General features: G+C 66.8%; 16 protein-coding genes. 8 read left to right on the top strand and 8 right to left on the bottom strand.

Features of this window, described 5'->3' with window-relative positions; translation table 11 throughout:
• Positions 1-17 precede the first annotated feature (17 nt).
• Positions 18-2,129 carry a S9 family peptidase gene (locus AC5P8U_RS05235; protein WP_072167300.1) on the bottom strand — a complete coding sequence of 704 codons (2,112 nt, stop codon included), beginning with the start codon at positions 2,127-2,129 and terminating at the stop codon, positions 18-20.
• A 143-nt stretch (positions 2,130-2,272) separates the two neighbouring features.
• Here AC5P8U_RS05235 and AC5P8U_RS05230 point away from each other — a divergent pair, with 143 nt between their 5' ends.
• Positions 2,273-3,466 carry a pyridoxal phosphate-dependent aminotransferase gene (locus AC5P8U_RS05230; protein ID WP_065186217.1) on the top strand — a complete coding sequence of 398 codons (1,194 nt, stop codon included), beginning with the start codon at positions 2,273-2,275 and terminating at the stop codon, positions 3,464-3,466.
• Between the two features lie 119 nt (positions 3,467-3,585).
• Here AC5P8U_RS05230 and AC5P8U_RS05225 read toward each other — a convergent pair whose 3' ends face one another.
• Positions 3,586-5,682, bottom strand: a complete 2,097-nt coding sequence (locus AC5P8U_RS05225; RefSeq protein ID WP_072167207.1) for a prolyl oligopeptidase family serine peptidase — start codon at positions 5,680-5,682, stop codon at positions 3,586-3,588.
• Positions 5,683-5,751: 69 nt separating this feature from the next.
• A complete protein-coding gene (locus AC5P8U_RS05220) occupies positions 5,752-6,051 on the bottom strand; it encodes a hypothetical protein (protein ID WP_072167208.1) in 300 nt (99 codons plus the stop codon).
• Positions 6,052-6,179: 128 nt separating this feature from the next.
• Between AC5P8U_RS05220 and AC5P8U_RS05215 the strand changes: the two genes are divergently transcribed.
• Positions 6,180-6,779 (top strand): lipocalin family protein, encoded by a 600-nt coding sequence (locus AC5P8U_RS05215; protein WP_049438993.1) that lies wholly within the window; start codon positions 6,180-6,182, stop codon positions 6,777-6,779.
• Positions 6,780-6,872: 93 nt separating this feature from the next.
• Here the strand turns inward: AC5P8U_RS05215 and AC5P8U_RS05210 are convergent, their stop codons facing one another.
• The 3 genes from AC5P8U_RS05210 to AC5P8U_RS05200 form a co-directional block, all read right to left on the bottom strand.
• Complete coding sequence (locus AC5P8U_RS05210; protein WP_065196496.1) at positions 6,873-7,562, bottom strand: methionine ABC transporter permease; 690 nt, start codon at positions 7,560-7,562, stop codon at positions 6,873-6,875.
• A complete protein-coding gene (locus AC5P8U_RS05205; protein WP_072167209.1) occupies positions 7,559-8,566 on the bottom strand; it encodes a methionine ABC transporter ATP-binding protein in 1,008 nt (335 codons plus the stop codon). Before AC5P8U_RS05205 ends, AC5P8U_RS05210 begins: the two co-directional genes overlap by 4 nt.
• A 179-nt stretch (positions 8,567-8,745) precedes the next feature.
• Positions 8,746-9,642, bottom strand: coding sequence for a DMT family transporter (locus tag AC5P8U_RS05200; protein ID WP_019660712.1), 897 nt, complete (start codon positions 9,640-9,642; stop codon positions 8,746-8,748).
• A gap of 154 nt (positions 9,643-9,796) precedes the next feature.
• On the opposite strand from AC5P8U_RS05200, the gene AC5P8U_RS05195 reads away from it, so the two are divergent.
• The 3 genes from AC5P8U_RS05195 (at position 9,797) to AC5P8U_RS05185 (ending at position 11,746) form a co-directional block, all read left to right on the top strand.
• Positions 9,797-10,279: a YajQ family cyclic di-GMP-binding protein gene (locus AC5P8U_RS05195; RefSeq protein WP_005419468.1), complete on the top strand. Its 483-nt coding sequence runs from the start codon at positions 9,797-9,799 to the stop codon at positions 10,277-10,279.
• 100 nt (positions 10,280-10,379) lie between these two features.
• Entirely contained in the window at positions 10,380-10,946 is a 567-nt protein-coding gene (locus AC5P8U_RS05190; protein ID WP_061479870.1) for a DUF1415 domain-containing protein, read from the top strand.
• On the top strand, positions 10,943-11,746 hold the full coding sequence (locus AC5P8U_RS05185) for an SDR family oxidoreductase (protein ID WP_111096771.1): 804 nt from the start codon (positions 10,943-10,945) through the stop codon (positions 11,744-11,746). The genes AC5P8U_RS05190 and AC5P8U_RS05185 overlap by 4 nt, the downstream gene beginning before the upstream one ends.
• A 103-nt stretch (positions 11,747-11,849) precedes the next feature.
• Here the strand turns inward: AC5P8U_RS05185 and AC5P8U_RS05180 are convergent, their stop codons facing one another.
• The gene (locus AC5P8U_RS05180; RefSeq protein ID WP_447897176.1) at positions 11,850-13,880 is read right to left on the bottom strand and encodes a M3 family metallopeptidase; all 2,031 of its coding nucleotides are present in this window, start codon (positions 13,878-13,880) and stop codon (positions 11,850-11,852) included.
• A gap of 165 nt (positions 13,881-14,045) precedes the next feature.
• Between AC5P8U_RS05180 and AC5P8U_RS05175 the strand changes: the two genes are divergently transcribed.
• A complete protein-coding gene (locus AC5P8U_RS05175; protein ID WP_005419475.1) occupies positions 14,046-14,450 on the top strand; it encodes a hypothetical protein in 405 nt (134 codons plus the stop codon).
• A gap of 47 nt (positions 14,451-14,497) precedes the next feature.
• On the opposite strand, the gene AC5P8U_RS05170 is transcribed toward AC5P8U_RS05175, so the two are convergent.
• Positions 14,498-15,610: a PLP-dependent cysteine synthase family protein gene (locus tag AC5P8U_RS05170; protein WP_019660717.1), complete on the bottom strand. Its 1,113-nt coding sequence runs from the start codon at positions 15,608-15,610 to the stop codon at positions 14,498-14,500.
• 125 nt (positions 15,611-15,735) lie between these two features.
• Between AC5P8U_RS05170 and gloA the strand changes: the two genes are divergently transcribed.
• Together gloA and AC5P8U_RS05160 are read left to right on the top strand one after the other, a co-directional pair.
• Complete coding sequence (gene gloA, locus AC5P8U_RS05165; RefSeq protein ID WP_033834977.1) at positions 15,736-16,254, top strand: lactoylglutathione lyase; 519 nt, start codon at positions 15,736-15,738, stop codon at positions 16,252-16,254.
• A gap of 95 nt (positions 16,255-16,349) precedes the next feature.
• On the top strand, positions 16,350-16,778 hold the full coding sequence (locus AC5P8U_RS05160) for a VOC family protein (protein ID WP_019660719.1): 429 nt from the start codon (positions 16,350-16,352) through the stop codon (positions 16,776-16,778).
• Positions 16,779-16,818: the final 40 nt, after the last annotated feature.

The following is a 16,818-nucleotide window of genomic DNA, read 5'->3' as shown; positions in this document are numbered from 1 at the left end:
CCGGCACCCCTTCGCCGTTACGGCTGGGCGATGCCCAGCTGCTGCAGCACGAACGCGTACGACTCGGACAGCTCGCGGTAGCGCTGGAAGCGCCCCGACTTGCCGCCGTGGCCGGCTTCCATGTTGGTGCGGAACAGGATCGGGTAGGGGCCGGTGTTGTGATCACGCAGCTTGGCCACCCACTTGGCCGGCTCCCAGTACTGCACCTGCGAATCCCACAGGCCGGTGCCCACGAACAGCGCCGGGTACGCCTGCTGCTTCACGTTGTCGTAGGGCGAGTAGGACAGCATGTAGTCGTAATACGGCTTCTGCTCCGGGTTGCCCCACTCATCGTATTCGTTGGTCGTCAGCGGAATGGTCGGGTCGAGCATGGTGGTGACCACGTCGACGAACGGGACCTGCGCCACCATCACCCGGTAATCCTGCGGGGCCTGGTTGGCCACCGCGCCCATCAGCAGGCCACCGGCGCTGCCGCCGGACGCGGCGACACGATCCTTCGCCGCCCAGCCCTGTGCGACCAGGCCGCGGGTGACGTCGATGAAGTCGTTGAAGGTGTTCTGCTTGTGCAGCAGCTTGCCGTTCTCGTACCAGTCGCGACCCATTTCCTGGCCGCCACGGATATGGGCAATGGCATACACCACGCCGCGGTCGAGCAGGCTCACCGCGGTCTGGTTGAAGTACGGATCCATCGACATGCCATAGCTGCCATAGGCGTACTGGAACAGCGCGCCCTTGCCATCCTTCTGGTAGCCCTTGCGGTAGACCAGCGACACCGGCACCTTCACCCCATCGCGCGCGGTGATCCAGACGCGGTCGGTTTCGTACTTCGAGGCGTCATAGCCGATCACCGGCTGCACCTTCAGCTGGCGACGCTCACCGGTGGCGGTGTTCAGCTCGAACACGGTGGTCGGGGTTGTCATCGAGGTGTAGACGTAGCGCAGCCACGGCGTATCGGCCTCGGTGTTGTCGCCCAGGCCCATCGAGTACGCCGGCTCATCAGCCTTCACGTAGTCGCTGCGGCCATCCTTGAACAGCAGGCGGATGCGCTCCAGGCCCTCGGAACGTTCGGCGATGGCGGTGTAGCTGTCGAACAGCTCGAAGCCTTCGATGAACACCGCATCGTCATGCGCGATCCAGTCCTTCCACTGCGCACGCGAGGTGGCATCGGTCGGTGCGGTGACCAGCTTGAAGTTCTTCGCACCGTCGTTGGTGCGGATCACCCAGCGGCCGTCGTAGTGGTCGGCGTCGTACTCGACGTCACGCTGGCGCGGGGCCAGCACGGTGAAGGTGGTCGGATCGCTGGCCGGTGCGTAGCGCTCTTCCGAGGACACAGTGCTGTGCACGCCGATGGTGATGAAGCGATCGTCGCGGGTGCGGCCGATGCCCATGTAGAAGCTGTCGTCCTTCTCTTCGTAGACGACGGTGTCGGCGCTGGCTGGAGTGCCCAGCACGTGCTTCTTCACGCGCACGGTGAGCAGCGTTTCCGGATCGTTCTCGACATACAGCACGGTGCGGTTGTCGTCGGCCCAGACCAGGTCGCCGGAGCTGCCGGTGATCACATCGGGCAGCACCTTGCCGGTGGCCAGATCCTTGAAGCGGATCGTGTACTGGCGGCGGCCGACATCATCATCGGCCCAGGCCAGCAACTGGTTGTCCTGGCTGACCTCCATCGAGCCGACGCTGAAGTAGCCCTTGCCGGCAGCCATCGTATTGACGTCCAGCAGGATTTCCTCGGCGGCCTCCATGCTGCCCTTGCGGCGCGCGTGGATGGGGTAGTCCTGGCCGGTCTCGAAACGGCTGTAGTACCAGTAGCCGCGCTCGCGCGCCGGCACGCTGGAATCGTCCTGCTTGATGCGGCCGACAATCTCCTTGTACAGGGTGTCTTCCAGGGGCTTCAGCGGTGCCAGCAGCTGGTCGGCGTAGGCATTCTCGGCCTGCAGGTAGGCCAGCATGTCCTTGTCCGCGCGCTTGTCATCGCGCAGCCAGTAATAGTCATCGTTGCGGGTCGCGCCGAACGGCGCCTTGACCACGTGCGGATGCCTGGCGGCGTCCGGCGGAACGGGCGGAGTGGCGGCGGTAGCAGTCGTGGTCATCAGGCTGGCGAGCAACAGGCAGAGGGTGGACTTCATGAAGTAGGGTTCCTGGCGCATCAATGCAATGGTCTTCGGCGGGGTCAGATCCCTTTTCCCGAAAAGGGATCTGACCCCAATCGCAGCCAAGCGGCAACCCTGCGGATCGTCATGGGCCATGCCGACCGGCGTACCATGGATCCATGAGTACCCTGCCCCACACGCCGGGCTACAGCCGGCGCAGCCATGAAATCGCTCCGTTCCATGTGATGTCCCTGCTGGCCCGCGCGCAGGCGCTGGAACAGGCCGGCCACGATGTGATCCACCTGGAAATCGGCGAACCGGACTTCACTACCGCCGAACCGGTCGTGCGGGCCGGCCAGGCCGCACTGGCCGCCGGCCATACCCGCTACACCGCCGCACGTGGCCTGCCGGCCCTGCGCCAGGCGATCAGCGGTTTCTATCGCAGCCACTACGGTCTGGACATCGACCCTGAACGCATTCTGGTCACCCCGGGTGGGTCCGGTGCGCTGCTGCTGGCCAGCAGCCTGCTGGTCGACCCCGGCCGCCACTGGCTGCTGGCCGACCCCGGCTACCCCTGCAACCGCCACTTCCTGCGCCTCGTCGAAGGCGGCGCACAGCTGGTGCCGGTCGGCCCGGACACTGCGTACCAGCTCACGCCGTCGCTGGTGGAACAGCATTGGAATGCCGACAGCGTCGGCGCGCTGGTTGCCTCGCCGGCCAACCCGACCGGCACCGTGCTCTCCGCCGACGAACTGGCTGCACTGTCGCAGACCCTGCACGCGCGGGGCGGCCACCTGGTGGTGGACGAGATCTATCACGGCCTGACCTACGGCCTGGACGCGCCCAGCGTGCTGCAGGTGGACGACAACGCATTCGTACTGAACAGTTTTTCCAAGTACTTCGGCATGACCGGGTGGCGGCTGGGCTGGCTGGTGGCGCCGCCGTCCGCAGTACCGGATCTGGAGAAGCTGGCGCAGAACCTGTACATCAGCGCCTCGAGCATCGCCCAGCACGCCGCGCTCGCCTGCTTCAGCGAGGAATCCATGGCGATCTTCGAGCAGCGCCGCGACGCGTTCCGCCAGCGTCGCGACTTCCTGCTGCCGGCACTGCGTGAGCTGGGCTTCCGTATCGAAGTCGAGCCACAGGGCGCGTTCTACCTGTACGCCGACGTCAGTGCATTCACCGACGACGCGCAGGCATTCTGCGCGCATTTCCTGGAAACCGAGCACGTGGCGTTCACCCCGGGCCTGGATTTCGGCTTCCATCGTGCCAACCAGCACGTGCGCCTGGCCTATACCCAGGAGGTACCGCGATTGCAGGAGGCGGTGGCGCGGATTGCGCGCGGATTGAAGCGTTGGCAGGGATCACGTTGACGGTAGTGCCGGCCGCTGGCCGGCGACGGCATCATCCACGCATTGCAGGTTTGCCGGCCAGCGGCCGGCACCACCGGGCAAAGAAAAACGCCGCCCTGGGGCGGCGTTTTCCGTTCTGCTTACTTGCCGCCCAACCGCTCCCACAGGAAGCTGTACGCCAGCGCCGACATGTGCGCGGCCTGCGCGTTGTTGGCGGCGCCGCCGTGCCCTCCTTCAATGTTCTCGTAGTAGGTCACGTCCTTGCCGGCGTCGATCATCTTCGCCGCCATCTTGCGGGCATGCCCCGGGTGCACGCGGTCGTCGCGGGTCGAGGTCGTGAACAGCACCGGCGGGTAGTTCTTCTTCGCGTTGAACAGGTGGTACGGCGAGAAGGTCTTGATGAACTCCCAGTCACTGGTATCCGGGTTGCCATACTCGGCCATCCATGAGGCACCCGCCAACAGGTGGCTGTAGCGCTTCATGTCCAGCAACGGCACCTGCACCACCACCGCACCGAACAGCTCCGGGTACTGGGTCAGCATGTTGCCGGTCAGCAGGCCACCGTTGCTGCCGCCCTGCACGCCCAGGTGCTTGGCGCTGGTGATCTTGCGCTTGACCAGGTCCCGCGCCACCGCGGCCATGTCTTCGTAGGCCTTATGGCGGTTCTGCTTCAGCGCCGCCTGGTGCCAGCGCGGGCCGTACTCGCCGCCGCCACGGATGTTGGCCACCACGTACACGCCGCCCTTCTCCAGCCAGGCGCGGCCCATGCCACCGGAATAGCTCGGGGTCAGCGAGATCTCGAAGCCACCGTAGCCGTACAGCAACGTCGGATTGGAGCCATCGAGCTTCATCGCCCTGTCGTGCACCACGAAGTACGGCACGCGGGTGCCGTCCTTGCTGGTGGCGAAGTGCTGCTCGATCACCTTGCCCTTGGCGTCGAAGAAGGCCGGCATGGTCTTCAGCGTTTCCGGGGCCTGGCCGATCTCGGCCAGGGCCAGCGTGGTCGGGGTCAGGTAATCGGTGGCGGTCAGCCACACCGCGTCGCTGTCATTGCTGTCCACTGCAGCCACGCCCAGCGTGCCGAAGGCCGGGGCGCCGACGAAGCGGCTGGTCTGCCAGCCATTGGCGCCCGGGGTCAGCACCGACAGGCGGTTCTTGACGTCGTCCAGCACGTTCAGCACCAGGTGGCTTTTGGTCCAGGTGGCGCTGGCCAGCGAGGTGGTCGCGGTCGGGGTGAACAGCACCTCGAAGTCGCGCTTGCCGGCAAGGAAGTCGTCCAGCTGGATCGCCAGCAGCGAACCGGACGCATAGGTCTTGCCGCCCACGGTCCACGGGTCGCGCAGCTCCAGGGTCAGCCACTGCTTGTGCAGGCCCTTCTCGGCCGAATTCGGCGCGTCGATCTTGGTCAGCGTGCCGTCGTCGCCACGCAGGTAGAGTTCGTTGTTGTAGAACGCCAGCGTACGGCTGACCAGGTTGCGCTCGAAGCCCGGGGTGTCATCGTGCATCGCCGCGATGTACATGTCTTCCGGCTTGCCTTCGTACACCACGGTGGCCGAGGCCATCGGCGTGCCGCGCTTCCACAGCTTGGCCACGCGCGGATAGCCGGACGTGGTCATCGTGCCGGCACCGAAGTCGGTGTAGACGAACACGGTGTCGCGGTCGACCCAGTTGAGGCCCCCCTTCGACTCCGGACGGAAGAAGCCGTCCTTGATCCAGGTCTTGTTGGCCAGGTCGAACTCGCGGGTGACGTCGGCGTCGGCGCCGCCGCGCGACAGCGCGATCAGGCAACGGCTGTAATCCGGGCGCAGGCAATCGGCGCCGTGCCAGACCCAGTTCTCACCCTCGGCCTTGTTCAGCGCATCCAGGTCGAGCACGGTCTCCCACTGCGGCGACGCCTTGCGGTACTCGGCCAGGGTGGTGCGCCGCCACAGGCCGCGCTCGTGCTGCTGGTCCTTCCAGAAGTTGTAGTAGTAGTCGCCGATCTTCTGCACGCCCGGAATCTTGGCATCGGAATCGAGCACCTCGCGGATGCGGGTCTCCATCTGCTTGAAGGCCGGGGTCTGCGCCAGGCGCGCCTCGGACTTGGCATTCTGTTCCTTGACCCAGGACAGCGGCTTGTCGCCGGTAACGTCCTCCAGCCAGGCGTAGCGGTCGGTATCTTCAGCGGCCACGGCGGTCCCCACCGAGGCAGCGGTCATCATGCCGGCCAACAGGCAGGCGGAAGCGAGTCGTGACATTGCAGCTCCAGGCAGTCATAAGCCGTGGAACGCTAGCACGGAATGCCGCGGCCTCCCCCGTGTCGAAGGTCAGGCCGTGGCCGCCGGGCCGCGCCGGCGACGCGCCTGTCCACCGGTACGCCGCACCTTCGGCAGCCGCGACAGGCGCGGCAGCGGGAAGCGCAACAGCGCCCACCAGGCCGCGAGCGGCATGCCGATCAGCCACATCGGCAGCCAGCCCAACCACGCGCTGCTGCCACGTGCCGCTGGCCAGACCAGTACCAGCGCCAGTCCGGCCAGCGCCAGTTGCCGCACGCCACGCAGCAGGCGCGGGTCGGCGCGTTCGATGATGCGTTCAGTTGCAGGGTGACGGACGGAACGTGTGTTCATGAGCCTTCTCCGGTAGACAATGCAACACAGCTTGGGCAATCCCCTTCTCACAGATTGCGACACCATTGACGGATCGCGCACGCTCAGTCGACCATGCTCAGGCAAAGCCCTCCTGAGCCCGCTCCCGCATGACTTCGATCCGCCCGCTCTGCGCCGTGTTGCTGGCCCTGTCCCTGGCGGGCCCCGCCATGGCGGTCGGTGAGCCGCCATCACCCCGTGCCAGCGCCCCGCGCGCCGATCCGGATGCCCCGATCGACCTCAAGCGCTTCATGGGCACCTGGTACGTGATCGGCCGCGTGCCGAACTTCATCGAACGCGGGCACGTCGCCAGCGTCAACGAGTACGAGTTGCGCGACGAGCACAAGGTCGGCATCACCTACCGCTACCGCGACGGCTTCGGCGAACCCCTGCAGGAGATCCGCGCACGCGCCAGCGTCGACCCGGACAGCGGCAACCACGGCTGGCGCACCTGGTTCTACCGCGTGGTGCCGACCCACTCCCGGGTGCTGGACGTCGCCCCGGATTACTCGTGGGCGCTGATCGGTTATCCGGGCCGTGAGATGGCGTGGATCTTCTCGCGCACGCCGGACATGGACAAAGCCCTGTACAAGGAGCTGGCCGAGCGCCTGCGTGACGAGTACGGGGTGAACACCGACAAGCTCAAGCGCGTGCCGCAGCACCCGGAGCAGGTCGGCAAGCTGGGCTACGAAGTACCGAACGCGCGTTGACCGCACGTGGAATTGCCGGCCAGCGGCCGGCACTACCGTTTCCAGGCAATGGGGTAGAGCCGGCCGCTGGCCGGCTACCGGCAGGCGTAGCGGTTACTTGCGGCTGTAATGCGCGACCAGGCGGTCGCCGAGCATCTGCAGCAGCTGCACCAGGACCAGCAGCAGGACCACGGTGACCAGGGCCACGTCGGTGTGCGAACGCTGGTAGCCATCGCGGAACGCCAGGTCGCCGAGGCCGCCGGAACCGATCGCACCGCCCATCGCAGTGAAGCCGATCAGGGCCACGGTGGTGACGGTGGCACCGGCGATCAGGCCGGGGCGCGCTTCCGGCAGCAGCACGCGGGTCACCAGCTGCCAGGTGGTGGCGCCCATCGCCTGGGTCGCCTCGATGACGCCTCGATCCACTTCGCGCAGCGCGGTCTCGACCAGGCGCGCATAGAACGGCGCTGCGCCGATCACCAGCGGCACGATCGCGCCGCGCACGCCCAGCGAGGTTCCCATCAGGAACAACGTGACCGGAATCAGCACGATCATCAGGATGATGAAAGGCACCGAGCGCAGCAGGTTCACCACCAGTGCCAGCGCGCCATAGGCGAACGGCCTCCGCTTCATCTGTGGCGCGCCGAACAGGTACAGCAGCACGCCCAGCGGCAGGCCGATGGCCAGCGTCAGCGGCAGCGAACCGAGCAGCATCAGCAGCGTGTCGAGGGTGGCCTGGCCGATGTCGGCCCACTTGCCCGCATCCAGGTGACGGAAGAAGCCGCCAGCAGCAGCAATGATCATCGACGCAGCTCCTCGACGTGCACGCCGGCGGCCACGAAGGCAGCCTGCGCGGCGGACTGGTCGCCGCCCACCAGGGCGACCACCAGCTGGCCATACGGGGTGTCCTTTATCCGGTCGATACGGCCGGACAGGATGTTGTAGTCGACCCCGGTCTGCCGCGCGACGCTGCCGAGCAGGGGTTCGTAGGTGTCGCCACCGAGGAAGGTCAGGCGCACGATACGGCCGCCAACGGCATCGAAATCACGGTGCAGCGCGCCCTCGTCCACATGCTCCGACTCGCTGACGAACCGGCGCGTGGTCGGATGCTGCGGGTGCAGGAACACCCGGGTGACCGGACCGGTTTCGACCATCTGGCCGGCATCGAGCACCGCAACGCGGTCGCAGACACGGCGGATCACGTCCATCTCGTGGGTGATCAGCACGACGGTCAGGCCGAGCTCGCGATTGATCTTCGACAGCAGTGACAGCACCGAAGCAGTGGTCTGCGGGTCGAGCGCACTGGTGGCCTCGTCGCACAGCAGGATCTGCGGACGGGTCGCCAGCGCGCGGGCGATGCCGACGCGCTGCTTCTGGCCACCGGACAGCTGCGCCGGATACTTCTGCGCATGCGCTTCCAGGCCCACGGTCTGCAGCAGCTCGGCCACACGCGCGTCGATTTCCGCCTTCGGCGTGCCGGCCAGTTCCAGCGGAAAGGCGACATTGCCCGCCACCGTGCGCGACGACAGCAGATTGAAATGCTGGAAGATCATGCCGATGCGCCGGCGCAGCGCGCGCAGGCCGTCGGCGTCCAGCGCGGTGACATCCTCACCACCAATCAGCAGCCGGCCACCGCTGGGTTCTTCCAGGCGGTTGATCATGCGGATCAGGGTCGACTTGCCGGCGCCGGAATGGCCGATGATGCCGAAAACCTCACCGGCCTCGATGGTCAGGTCCAACGGTTGCAGCGCGCTGATCTCGCGGCCGGCAACGGCATAGGATTTGTGCAGGCGCTGGAACTCGATCACGGGCGTGGCTCACCGGCTGGGTGACGGAAGGGGGCGTGCAGCCTACCAGCGCAGGCGGTCGCGCGCCCGCGCCATGGGCCAGAATGTTATTCCTTTTGGTTCTAACGTACCTGCTCCGGCGCGGGTTCCGGGGTCGGATCCCCGCAGGGGCTCTGACCCCGCTTCCCGGCCAAACCGGTTCAGGGATGATCCAGCGGCTTCGGCGGCTCCTGCCTGTTCACCCGCTCGCGGTGCAGCAGGTAAAGCCCCGAAGCCACGATGATTGCCGCGCCCACCCAGGTATAGCCATCGGGCAGCTGGCCCCAGAAGGCCAGGTCCCAACCGATCACCCAGACCAGCCCGCTGTACTCCAACGGCGCGATCATCGAGGCCTCGCCCAGCTGGAAGGCCCTGGTCAGGGCGATCTGGCCCAGCGCCCCGGCCAGGCCCATGCCACCGATCAGCGGCGCATGTGCCAGCTGCAGTGGCACCCAGCCGGGAAGGGCCAGCAGCCCGGCACCGATGGCCATGATCACCAGGAACCAGACCACCATCGACTGCGAAGTATCTGTGCGGGTCAACAGGCTGACCGTGATCGCGGCTACGGCATAGGCAGTGGCCGCGGCCAGCACCATCAGCCCCGGCACCGAGATGAAGCCATCGACGCCCGGCCGCAGCACCACCAGCACACCGACCAGGCCAATCCCGATGGCGACCCAGCGCCGTGGCCCGACCCGCTCGCCCAGCAGCGGCACCGACAATGCGGCGATCAGCAGCGGGGCAACGAAATAGATCGTGTAGGCAGTGGACAGCGGCAGGTCGCGCAGGGCGAACACGAAGCAGCCGATCATCGCCATGCCCAGCGCACCACGCAGCAGGTGCAGCCCCCAGCGGCGCGGCACCAGCGAACGCGGCCCGGCGCTGGCCAGCACCCAGACCAGCACGAATGGCAACGAGGCCGCGCCGCGCAGGAAGGTCACTTCCAGGGTGGGGTAGCTGGCCGACAGCTGCTTCATGCCAGCATCCATCAGCGAGAAGCAGGCGACCGCAGCGACCATCCAGGCCACTGCGCGCGAGGGGGAGCGTTGCACGTTCATGGCCCATTATCGCCCGGTCGTCGCTTTCTGTAGAGCCGGACCCACGCTCGGCCGCTCTTCACAAAGCAGCCGAGCGTGGGCTCGGTTCTACAAAGGGCGGGCGTGGGGCCCTCGCGATAGAATGGCCGCCACTGAATCCTGCGGAGCATCGCCCATGCCTTCCTTCGACGTCGTGTCTGAAGTCGACACCCACGAACTGACCAACGCCATCGACCAGGCCAACCGCGAACTGGCCACCCGCTTCGATTTCAAGGGCGTGGATGCCAAGTTCGAACGCGATGGCGATGTGATCAACCAGTTCGCGCCGACCGAGTTCCAGCTCAAGCAGATGAACGACATCCTGCGTGCACGCCTGGCCGCGCGCGGCATCGATGTGCTCAGCCTCGAATTCGGCGACATCGAGACCAACCTGGCCCAGGCCCGGCAGAAGATCACCGTCAAGCAGGGCATCGAGCAGAAGATCGCCAAGAAGATCGCTGCTGCGCTGAAGGAGGCCAAGCTGAAGGTTGAAAGCCAGATCAATGGCGACAAGCTGCGCGTGCAGGGCAAGAAGCGTGATGACCTGCAGGACGCCATCGCCGTGCTCAAGGCCGGCAAGTTCGAGCTGCCGCTGCAGTTCAACAATTTCCGCGATTGATCTGGCCGCCGGGCATGGCCCGGCGCCGGCACCTGCGGTAAGACGGTGCGTTGCAAGCGACGCGCCTACAATGTCCGCCCCGCCAGCCGACGTGCCCGCCATGACCGACGCCCAACTACCCACCGAGGACCCGATCGCCGCCACCCGCCTGTGGCTGGAACGCATCGTCATCGGCCTGAACCTGTGCCCGTTCGCCAAGGCGGTCTACGTGAAGGACCAGGTCCGCATCGTGCTCAGCGATGCGACCACGACGGAAGCCCTGGTTGAGCAGCTGGCCGAGGAACTGGTCCTGCTGCGCGATACGCCGGCCGAGCAGATCGATACCACGCTGATCGTGCATCCGCAGGTGCTGACCGATTTCCTCGACTACAACGACTTCCTCGACAACGCCGACGCGGCGATCGAGGCGCTGGACCTGCAGGGCATCCTGCAGGTGGCCAGCTTCCACCCCGACTACCAGTTCGACGGCGTGGCCGCGGACGACGCCAGCAACTACACCAATCGCGCGCCCTTCCCCACCCTGCACCTGCTGCGCGAAGACAGCGTGGCGCGCGCGGTGGACGTCTATCCGGATCCGGACGTGATCGTCGAGCGCAACATCCAGACCCTGGACCGCATCGGCGTGGACGGCTGGCATCGCCGCCTGCGTGGCGAAGACCTGTCGTGAGCACGGTGCCGCCGATTGCCGCTTGGCCGGCCGCGCCGCTGTCGGGCAAGGTGGTGCTGGTCACCGGCGGCGCCAACGGCATCGGCCGTGGCATCGCGCAGGCCGTGCTCGGCGCCGGTGGCCGCGTGCTGATCGGCGACCTCGACGTGGAGGCCGGCGAGGCGTGCCTGGCGGAATGGCAGCGTGGTGAGGATGCCGTGTTCCAGCGCCTGGACATCACCGACGAAGCCAGCGTGCGCGCCTTCATCGCCGTGGCCCTGCAGCGTTTCGGCCGCATCGACGGGCTGGTCAACAACGCGGGGATTGCCAGCCCGCACGGCACGCTGCTGCAGGACATGGACTGGGACGAGTGGCAGCGCCGGCTGTCTTCGCTGCACGGCGCGTTCCTGTGCAGCAAGCATGCGTTGCCGGCGCTGACCGCCAGCGCCGCCGGTGCGATCATCAACATCGCCTCGACCCGCGCCTGGCAATCCGAAGCACACAGCGAAGCCTATGCCGCAGCCAAGGGCGGACTGGTGGCGTTCACCCATGCGCTGGCGATCAGCAGCGGCCCGGCGGTGCGGGTGAACAGCATCAGTCCCGGCTGGATCGGCACCTGCGAGTGGCAGGCACCCTCACGCCGACACGCACCGGAGTATTCGGCCACCGACCATGCGCAACACCCGGTCGGCCGCGTCGGCCAGCCGGAGGACATCGGTGCGTTGGCCGTGTACCTGCTGTCATCACTGTCCGGTTTCAGCACCGGCCAGGATTTCATCGTCGACGGCGGCATGACCCGGAAGATGATCTACGCCGAATGACCCACCACCGGTAGTGCCGGCCGCTGGCCGGCATTCCGGTAGATCCACGCCATGCGTGGATGGCGGTGAAGTGCCAACCAAGGTTGGCACCCACCACCATGGATTACGCCATGCCCGAGTGGCGCAGCAGCGCATCGATCTGCGGCGCACGGCCGCGGAAGGCCTTGAAGTTGTCCGCCGCCGGGCGGCTGCCACCGCGCGACAGGATCTCATCACGGAAGCGTGCGCCGGTTTCAGCCAGTGCCTGCGGCGCTTCCTCGAAGGCGGCATAGGCGTCGGCGCTGAGTACCTCGGCCCACTTGTAGCTGTAGTAACCCGCGGCGTAACCGCCCGCAAAGATGTGGCTGAACTGGTGCGGGAAGCGGTTCCAGGCCGGCGGGTGGTTCACCGCCACTTCCGCGCGCACGCGGTCGAGCAGCGCCAGCACGCTGTCCTGCGCTGGTTCGAACTGGCTGTGCAGCAGCATGTCGAACAGGCCGAACTCCAGCTGGCGGACGGTGGCCATGCCGCTGTGGAAGTTGCGCGCGGCCAGCATGCGCTCGTACAGCGCGCGCGGCAGCGGCTCGCCACTGTCCACATGCGCGGTCATCGCCTGCAGGTGGTCCCATTCCCAGCAGAAGTTCTCCATGAACTGGCTGGGCAGCTCCACCGCATCCCATTCCACGCCGTTGATGCCAGCCACGCCCAGTTCGCTGATGCGGGTCAGCAGCTGGTGCAGGCCGTGGCCCATCTCATGGAACAGCGTGGTCACTTCGTTGTGGCTGAAGGTGGCCGGCTTGCCGTTGGCACCGCGGCCGAAGTTGCACACCAGGTAGACCAGCGGCGTCTGCACGCTGCCGTCGGTGCGCACGCGACGGTTGCGGCAATCATCCATCCACGCCCCGCCGCGCTTGCCCTCGCGGGCGTACAGGTCCAGGTAGAACTGGCCAACCAGCGCGCCCTGCGCATCGACCAACCGGAAGAAGCGCACATCCTCGTGCCACACCGGCGCGCTGTCCTCCTGCACGCGCAGGCCGTACAGCTGCTCGATCACCGAGAACAGGCCACCCAGTACCTTCGGCTCGGTGAAATACTGCTTCACCTCCTGCTCGGAATAGCTGTAACGCGCCTGCTTCAGGCGGTCGGCGGCGAAGGCCAGGTCCCAGGCCTGCAGGCTGTCGATGCCGAGCTGTTCGCGCGCGAACTGCTCCAGCTCGGCGCGGTCCCTGACGGCGAACGGCTTGGCACGCGCGGCCAGGTCACGCAGGAAACCGAGCACTTCGGCCGGGTCCTGCGCCATCTTGGTCGCCACCGAGTAATGGCCGTACGAATCGAAGCCGAGCAACGCAGCCAGTTCGGCGCGCAGGGCAAGGATGCGGTCGATGTTGCCGCTGTTGTCCAGTGCGTCATCGCCGAATTCGGACGCACGCTGGGCGCTGGCGCGGTACAGGATCTCGCGCAGGTCGCGGTCCTCGCCCCAGGTCTGCACCGGCAGGTAGCACGGCATCTGCAGGGTCAGTTTCCAGCCGGCCTTGCCGTCCTTCTGTGCTGCGGCATGCGCGGCGGCCTTCACGTCTTCCGGCAGGCCCTTCAGCCGCGCTTCGTCTTCGATGAACAGCGACCAGGCATCGGTAGCGTCGAGCACGTTCTGCGAGAACTTCGCCGACAGCGCCGACAGTTCTTCCTTGATCGCAGCAAAACGCTGCTGCGCCTCGGGCGCCAGCTCGGCGCCGCCCAGGCGGAAGTCGCGCAGGGTGTTGTCCAGCACCTTGCGCTGGGCTTCATCGAAATGCGCCGCCTCCGGGCTGGCGGCCAGCGCCTGGTACTGGCGGTAAAGCGCCAGGTTCTGCCCCAGCGCACTGGCGAAGCGGGTCACCCGCGGCAGGTTGCTGTTGTAGGCCTCGCGCAGCTCCGGGGTATTGACCACGCCCTGCAGGTGGCCGACCAGGCCCCAGGCGCGCCACAGGCGCTCGGTGGCATCGTCCAGCGGGGTCACGAAGGTCTGCCAGGTGACCGGCTGCACCTGCTCGGCTGCGCTGACGGCGGCTGCGGCCTCGGCCAGCAGCACATCCAGCGCCGGCGCCACGTGCTCGGGGCGGATCGCCTCGAAGCGCGGCAGGCCGGAAAAATCGAGCAGGGGGTTGGCAACGGTCACGGCAGGTCTCCAGGGTACGGGCCCGGCAGGCGGGCAGCCCGGTAGATATGGCGCTGCCAGGCATCGCTGACAAGGGGGCACGGCATTCACATCGGCCTTACGCATGCCCCCCGAAGCTCTGGGTGCGGGGGAGTCCGCAGCGGCACGTACCGAACGAGGCCCAACATGGAAGGTCTGGCTGCAGTTGCATCCGCCTCACCGGCGCGGTCGCTGGCACTGTCTGCCAGCGCGGCCGAACTGGCCTGGATCGCCGCGCTGTGCGATGCCGGCGACGACGCCCCGCGCCACCTGCAGCAGTTGCAGGCGGTGCTGCAGCAGGGCGGCACGTTCAATGAAAGCCAGGAGTGGTACCCGTTCGAAGTGGTCGAGCGCGGCGCCAGCCAGCTGCAGCTGGGCCATGAGCGCGAGTTCGTGATCTGCGTGCTGCTGTGGTTGCAGGCATTGGCCCAGGGCCGCGCCAGCATCCTGGATCCCACCCTGCACCTGGATGACCGTGCGATGGACATCGAGGCGTTGCCTGATGCGCTTCGCGACGCGGTGCTAGACGCCTTCACCGCAGCGGGGTACTGAGACACCGTCGCGGACGCCAGCATGGCCCGGCGCGAGCTTCGTCCGTGCTACAGCGCTTCCAGGCTGCACCATGGCAGCTCGGGCAAGCCCTGCCCGGCCACCGCAGCGGCCAGCTGTGCATCGGCGCCATCGACATCGATGCCCTGGCGCGCGTACCACGCCGGGTCGTAATAGCTCTGCGCATAGCGCTCGCCGCTGTCGCACAGGATGCTGACGATGCTGCCCTGGTGGCCCGCCTCGCGCATCCATTGCGCGGCCTGCAGCACGCCGATGAAGTTGGTGCCGGTCGAGCCACCGACACGGCGGCCGAGCTGGCGGCTGACATGGCGCATCGCCGCCAGGCTCAGTGCGTCGGGTACCTTGACCATCGCATCGACGCTGGTCGGGATGAAGCTCGGTTCCACCCGTGGCCGGCCGATGCCTTCCACGCGCGAACCACCACTGCAGGTCAGGTCGCGCCAGTCCTGTTCACCGGCCACGGCGGCCCGGTAACCGTCGAAGAACACCGACACTTCCGGGTCCGCGCACAGGATGCGGGTGTCGTGGCGGCGGTAGCTGACATAGCGGCCCAGGGTGGCGGCGGTACCGCCGGTGCCGGGGCTGCACACGATCCATTCCGGAACCGGGCTGGGCTCTTCGGCCATCTGCTTGAAGATGGACTCGGCGATGTTGTTGTTGGCACGCCAGTCGGTCGCGCGCTCAGCGTAGGTGAACTGGTCCATGAAGTGGCCACCGGTTTCACGGGCCAGCTTTTCCGAATCACAGTTGAGGTCGCAGGCGCGTTCGACAAGATGGCAGCGGCCGCCTTGGAACTCGATCGCGGCGATCTTTTCAGGCGAGGTGGTGGCCGGGATCACTGCAATGAACGGCAGGCCGAGCAGGCGCGCGAAATAGGCTTCGGACACCGCCGTCGAGCCGCTGGACGCCTCGATCACCGGTCGCCCTTCGCGCAGCCAGCCATTGGCCAGCGCATACAGGAACAGCGAGCGCGCCAGCCGGTGCTTGAGGCTGCCGGTGGGATGGCTCGACTCATCCTTCAGGTACACATCGATGCCCTCGAACCCGGGCAGCGCCAGCGGGATCAGGTGGGTATCGGCGGAGCGGTTGAAATCGGCTTCAATCTTGCGGATGGCGGCGGCCACCCATTCACGCTGCGACATGGCGGGCAATCGTTGTCAGGACGGAACGGTGCGATCCGGCCATTGTACGTCGCGGTACCGTCAGGTGCTGGCCGGTAGAATGCCCCCATCCGGCCGGCAACGGCCCTGTCTGAAGGACCTCCCCCATGACCATTCCCGCCCTGCGCGATGTCCCCGGCGTCGCCGCCCAGGCCCCGGCCGAAACCACCGGCTTCGTGTTCAACCACACCATGCTGCGGGTGAAGGACATCACCGCCTCGCTGGACTTCTACACCCGCGTGCTCGGCTACCAGCTGATCGACAAGCGCGACTTTCCCGAAGCCCAGTTCAGCCTGTACTTCCTGGCCTACGTCCCAGCTGGCGTGGCGGTTCCGGAAGATGACAGCCAGCGCCGCCTGTGGATGGCCGGCCTGCCGGGCGTGCTGGAACTGACCCACAACCACGGCACCGAGAGCCAGGACGGCGCGGTCTACCACGACGGCAACAGCGACCCGCGCGGCTTCGGCCACATCTGCGTGTCGGTGCCGGACATCGAGGCGGCCTGCCAGCGCTTCGAGGACCTCGGGGTAACCTTCCAGAAGCGCCTGACCGACGGCCGCATGAAGAACCTGGCCTTCATCAAGGACCCGGACGGCTACTGGGTCGAGATCATCGCCAACGTCTGACCCCGAAAAGGGGACGGAGGGGATTAAGCCGTTTCTGGCACTATTGTGCTGGAAGCGACTTAATCCCCTCCGTCCCCTTTTTCTGTGAGGTTCGTATGGAAACGATGGAACTGCACCGTGGCCGCCTGATCGACCACATCCAGCTGGTGGTGCGTGACCTGGCCGCCAGCCGCCGCTTCTACCAGGCAGTGTTCGATACGATCGGCATCCCACTGGGCGGCGAAGGGCCAGACTTCTTCTGGGCCGACGAGCTGTTCATTTCCAGCGCCAGCAGCCGTGCCGCCGCCGGCCAGTTGACCGGCCGCCACCATCTCGCCTTCCAGGCGCGCGACAGCGCAACTGTTGATGCCTTCCACACTGCCGCGATCGCCGCCGGCGGTACCGACAATGGCGCGCCAGGCGAACGCCCCTACCACCCGGGCTACTACGGCGCCTTCGTGCTCGACCCCGATGGCAACAACATCGAAGTGGTCTATCACGGGCCGGCGAACTACAGCGCCGATTCGGTGAAGGTCACTTTCTGATATCACCGGCGCCGTGAATGAAGAAGCCGGGCAATGCCCG

It is taken from the genome of Stenotrophomonas sp. YJH_SMC_81, assembly GCF_059370875.1.
Note: the sequence above shows the minus strand (reverse complement) of the source record. Positions and strands in the feature narration are given on the sequence as shown.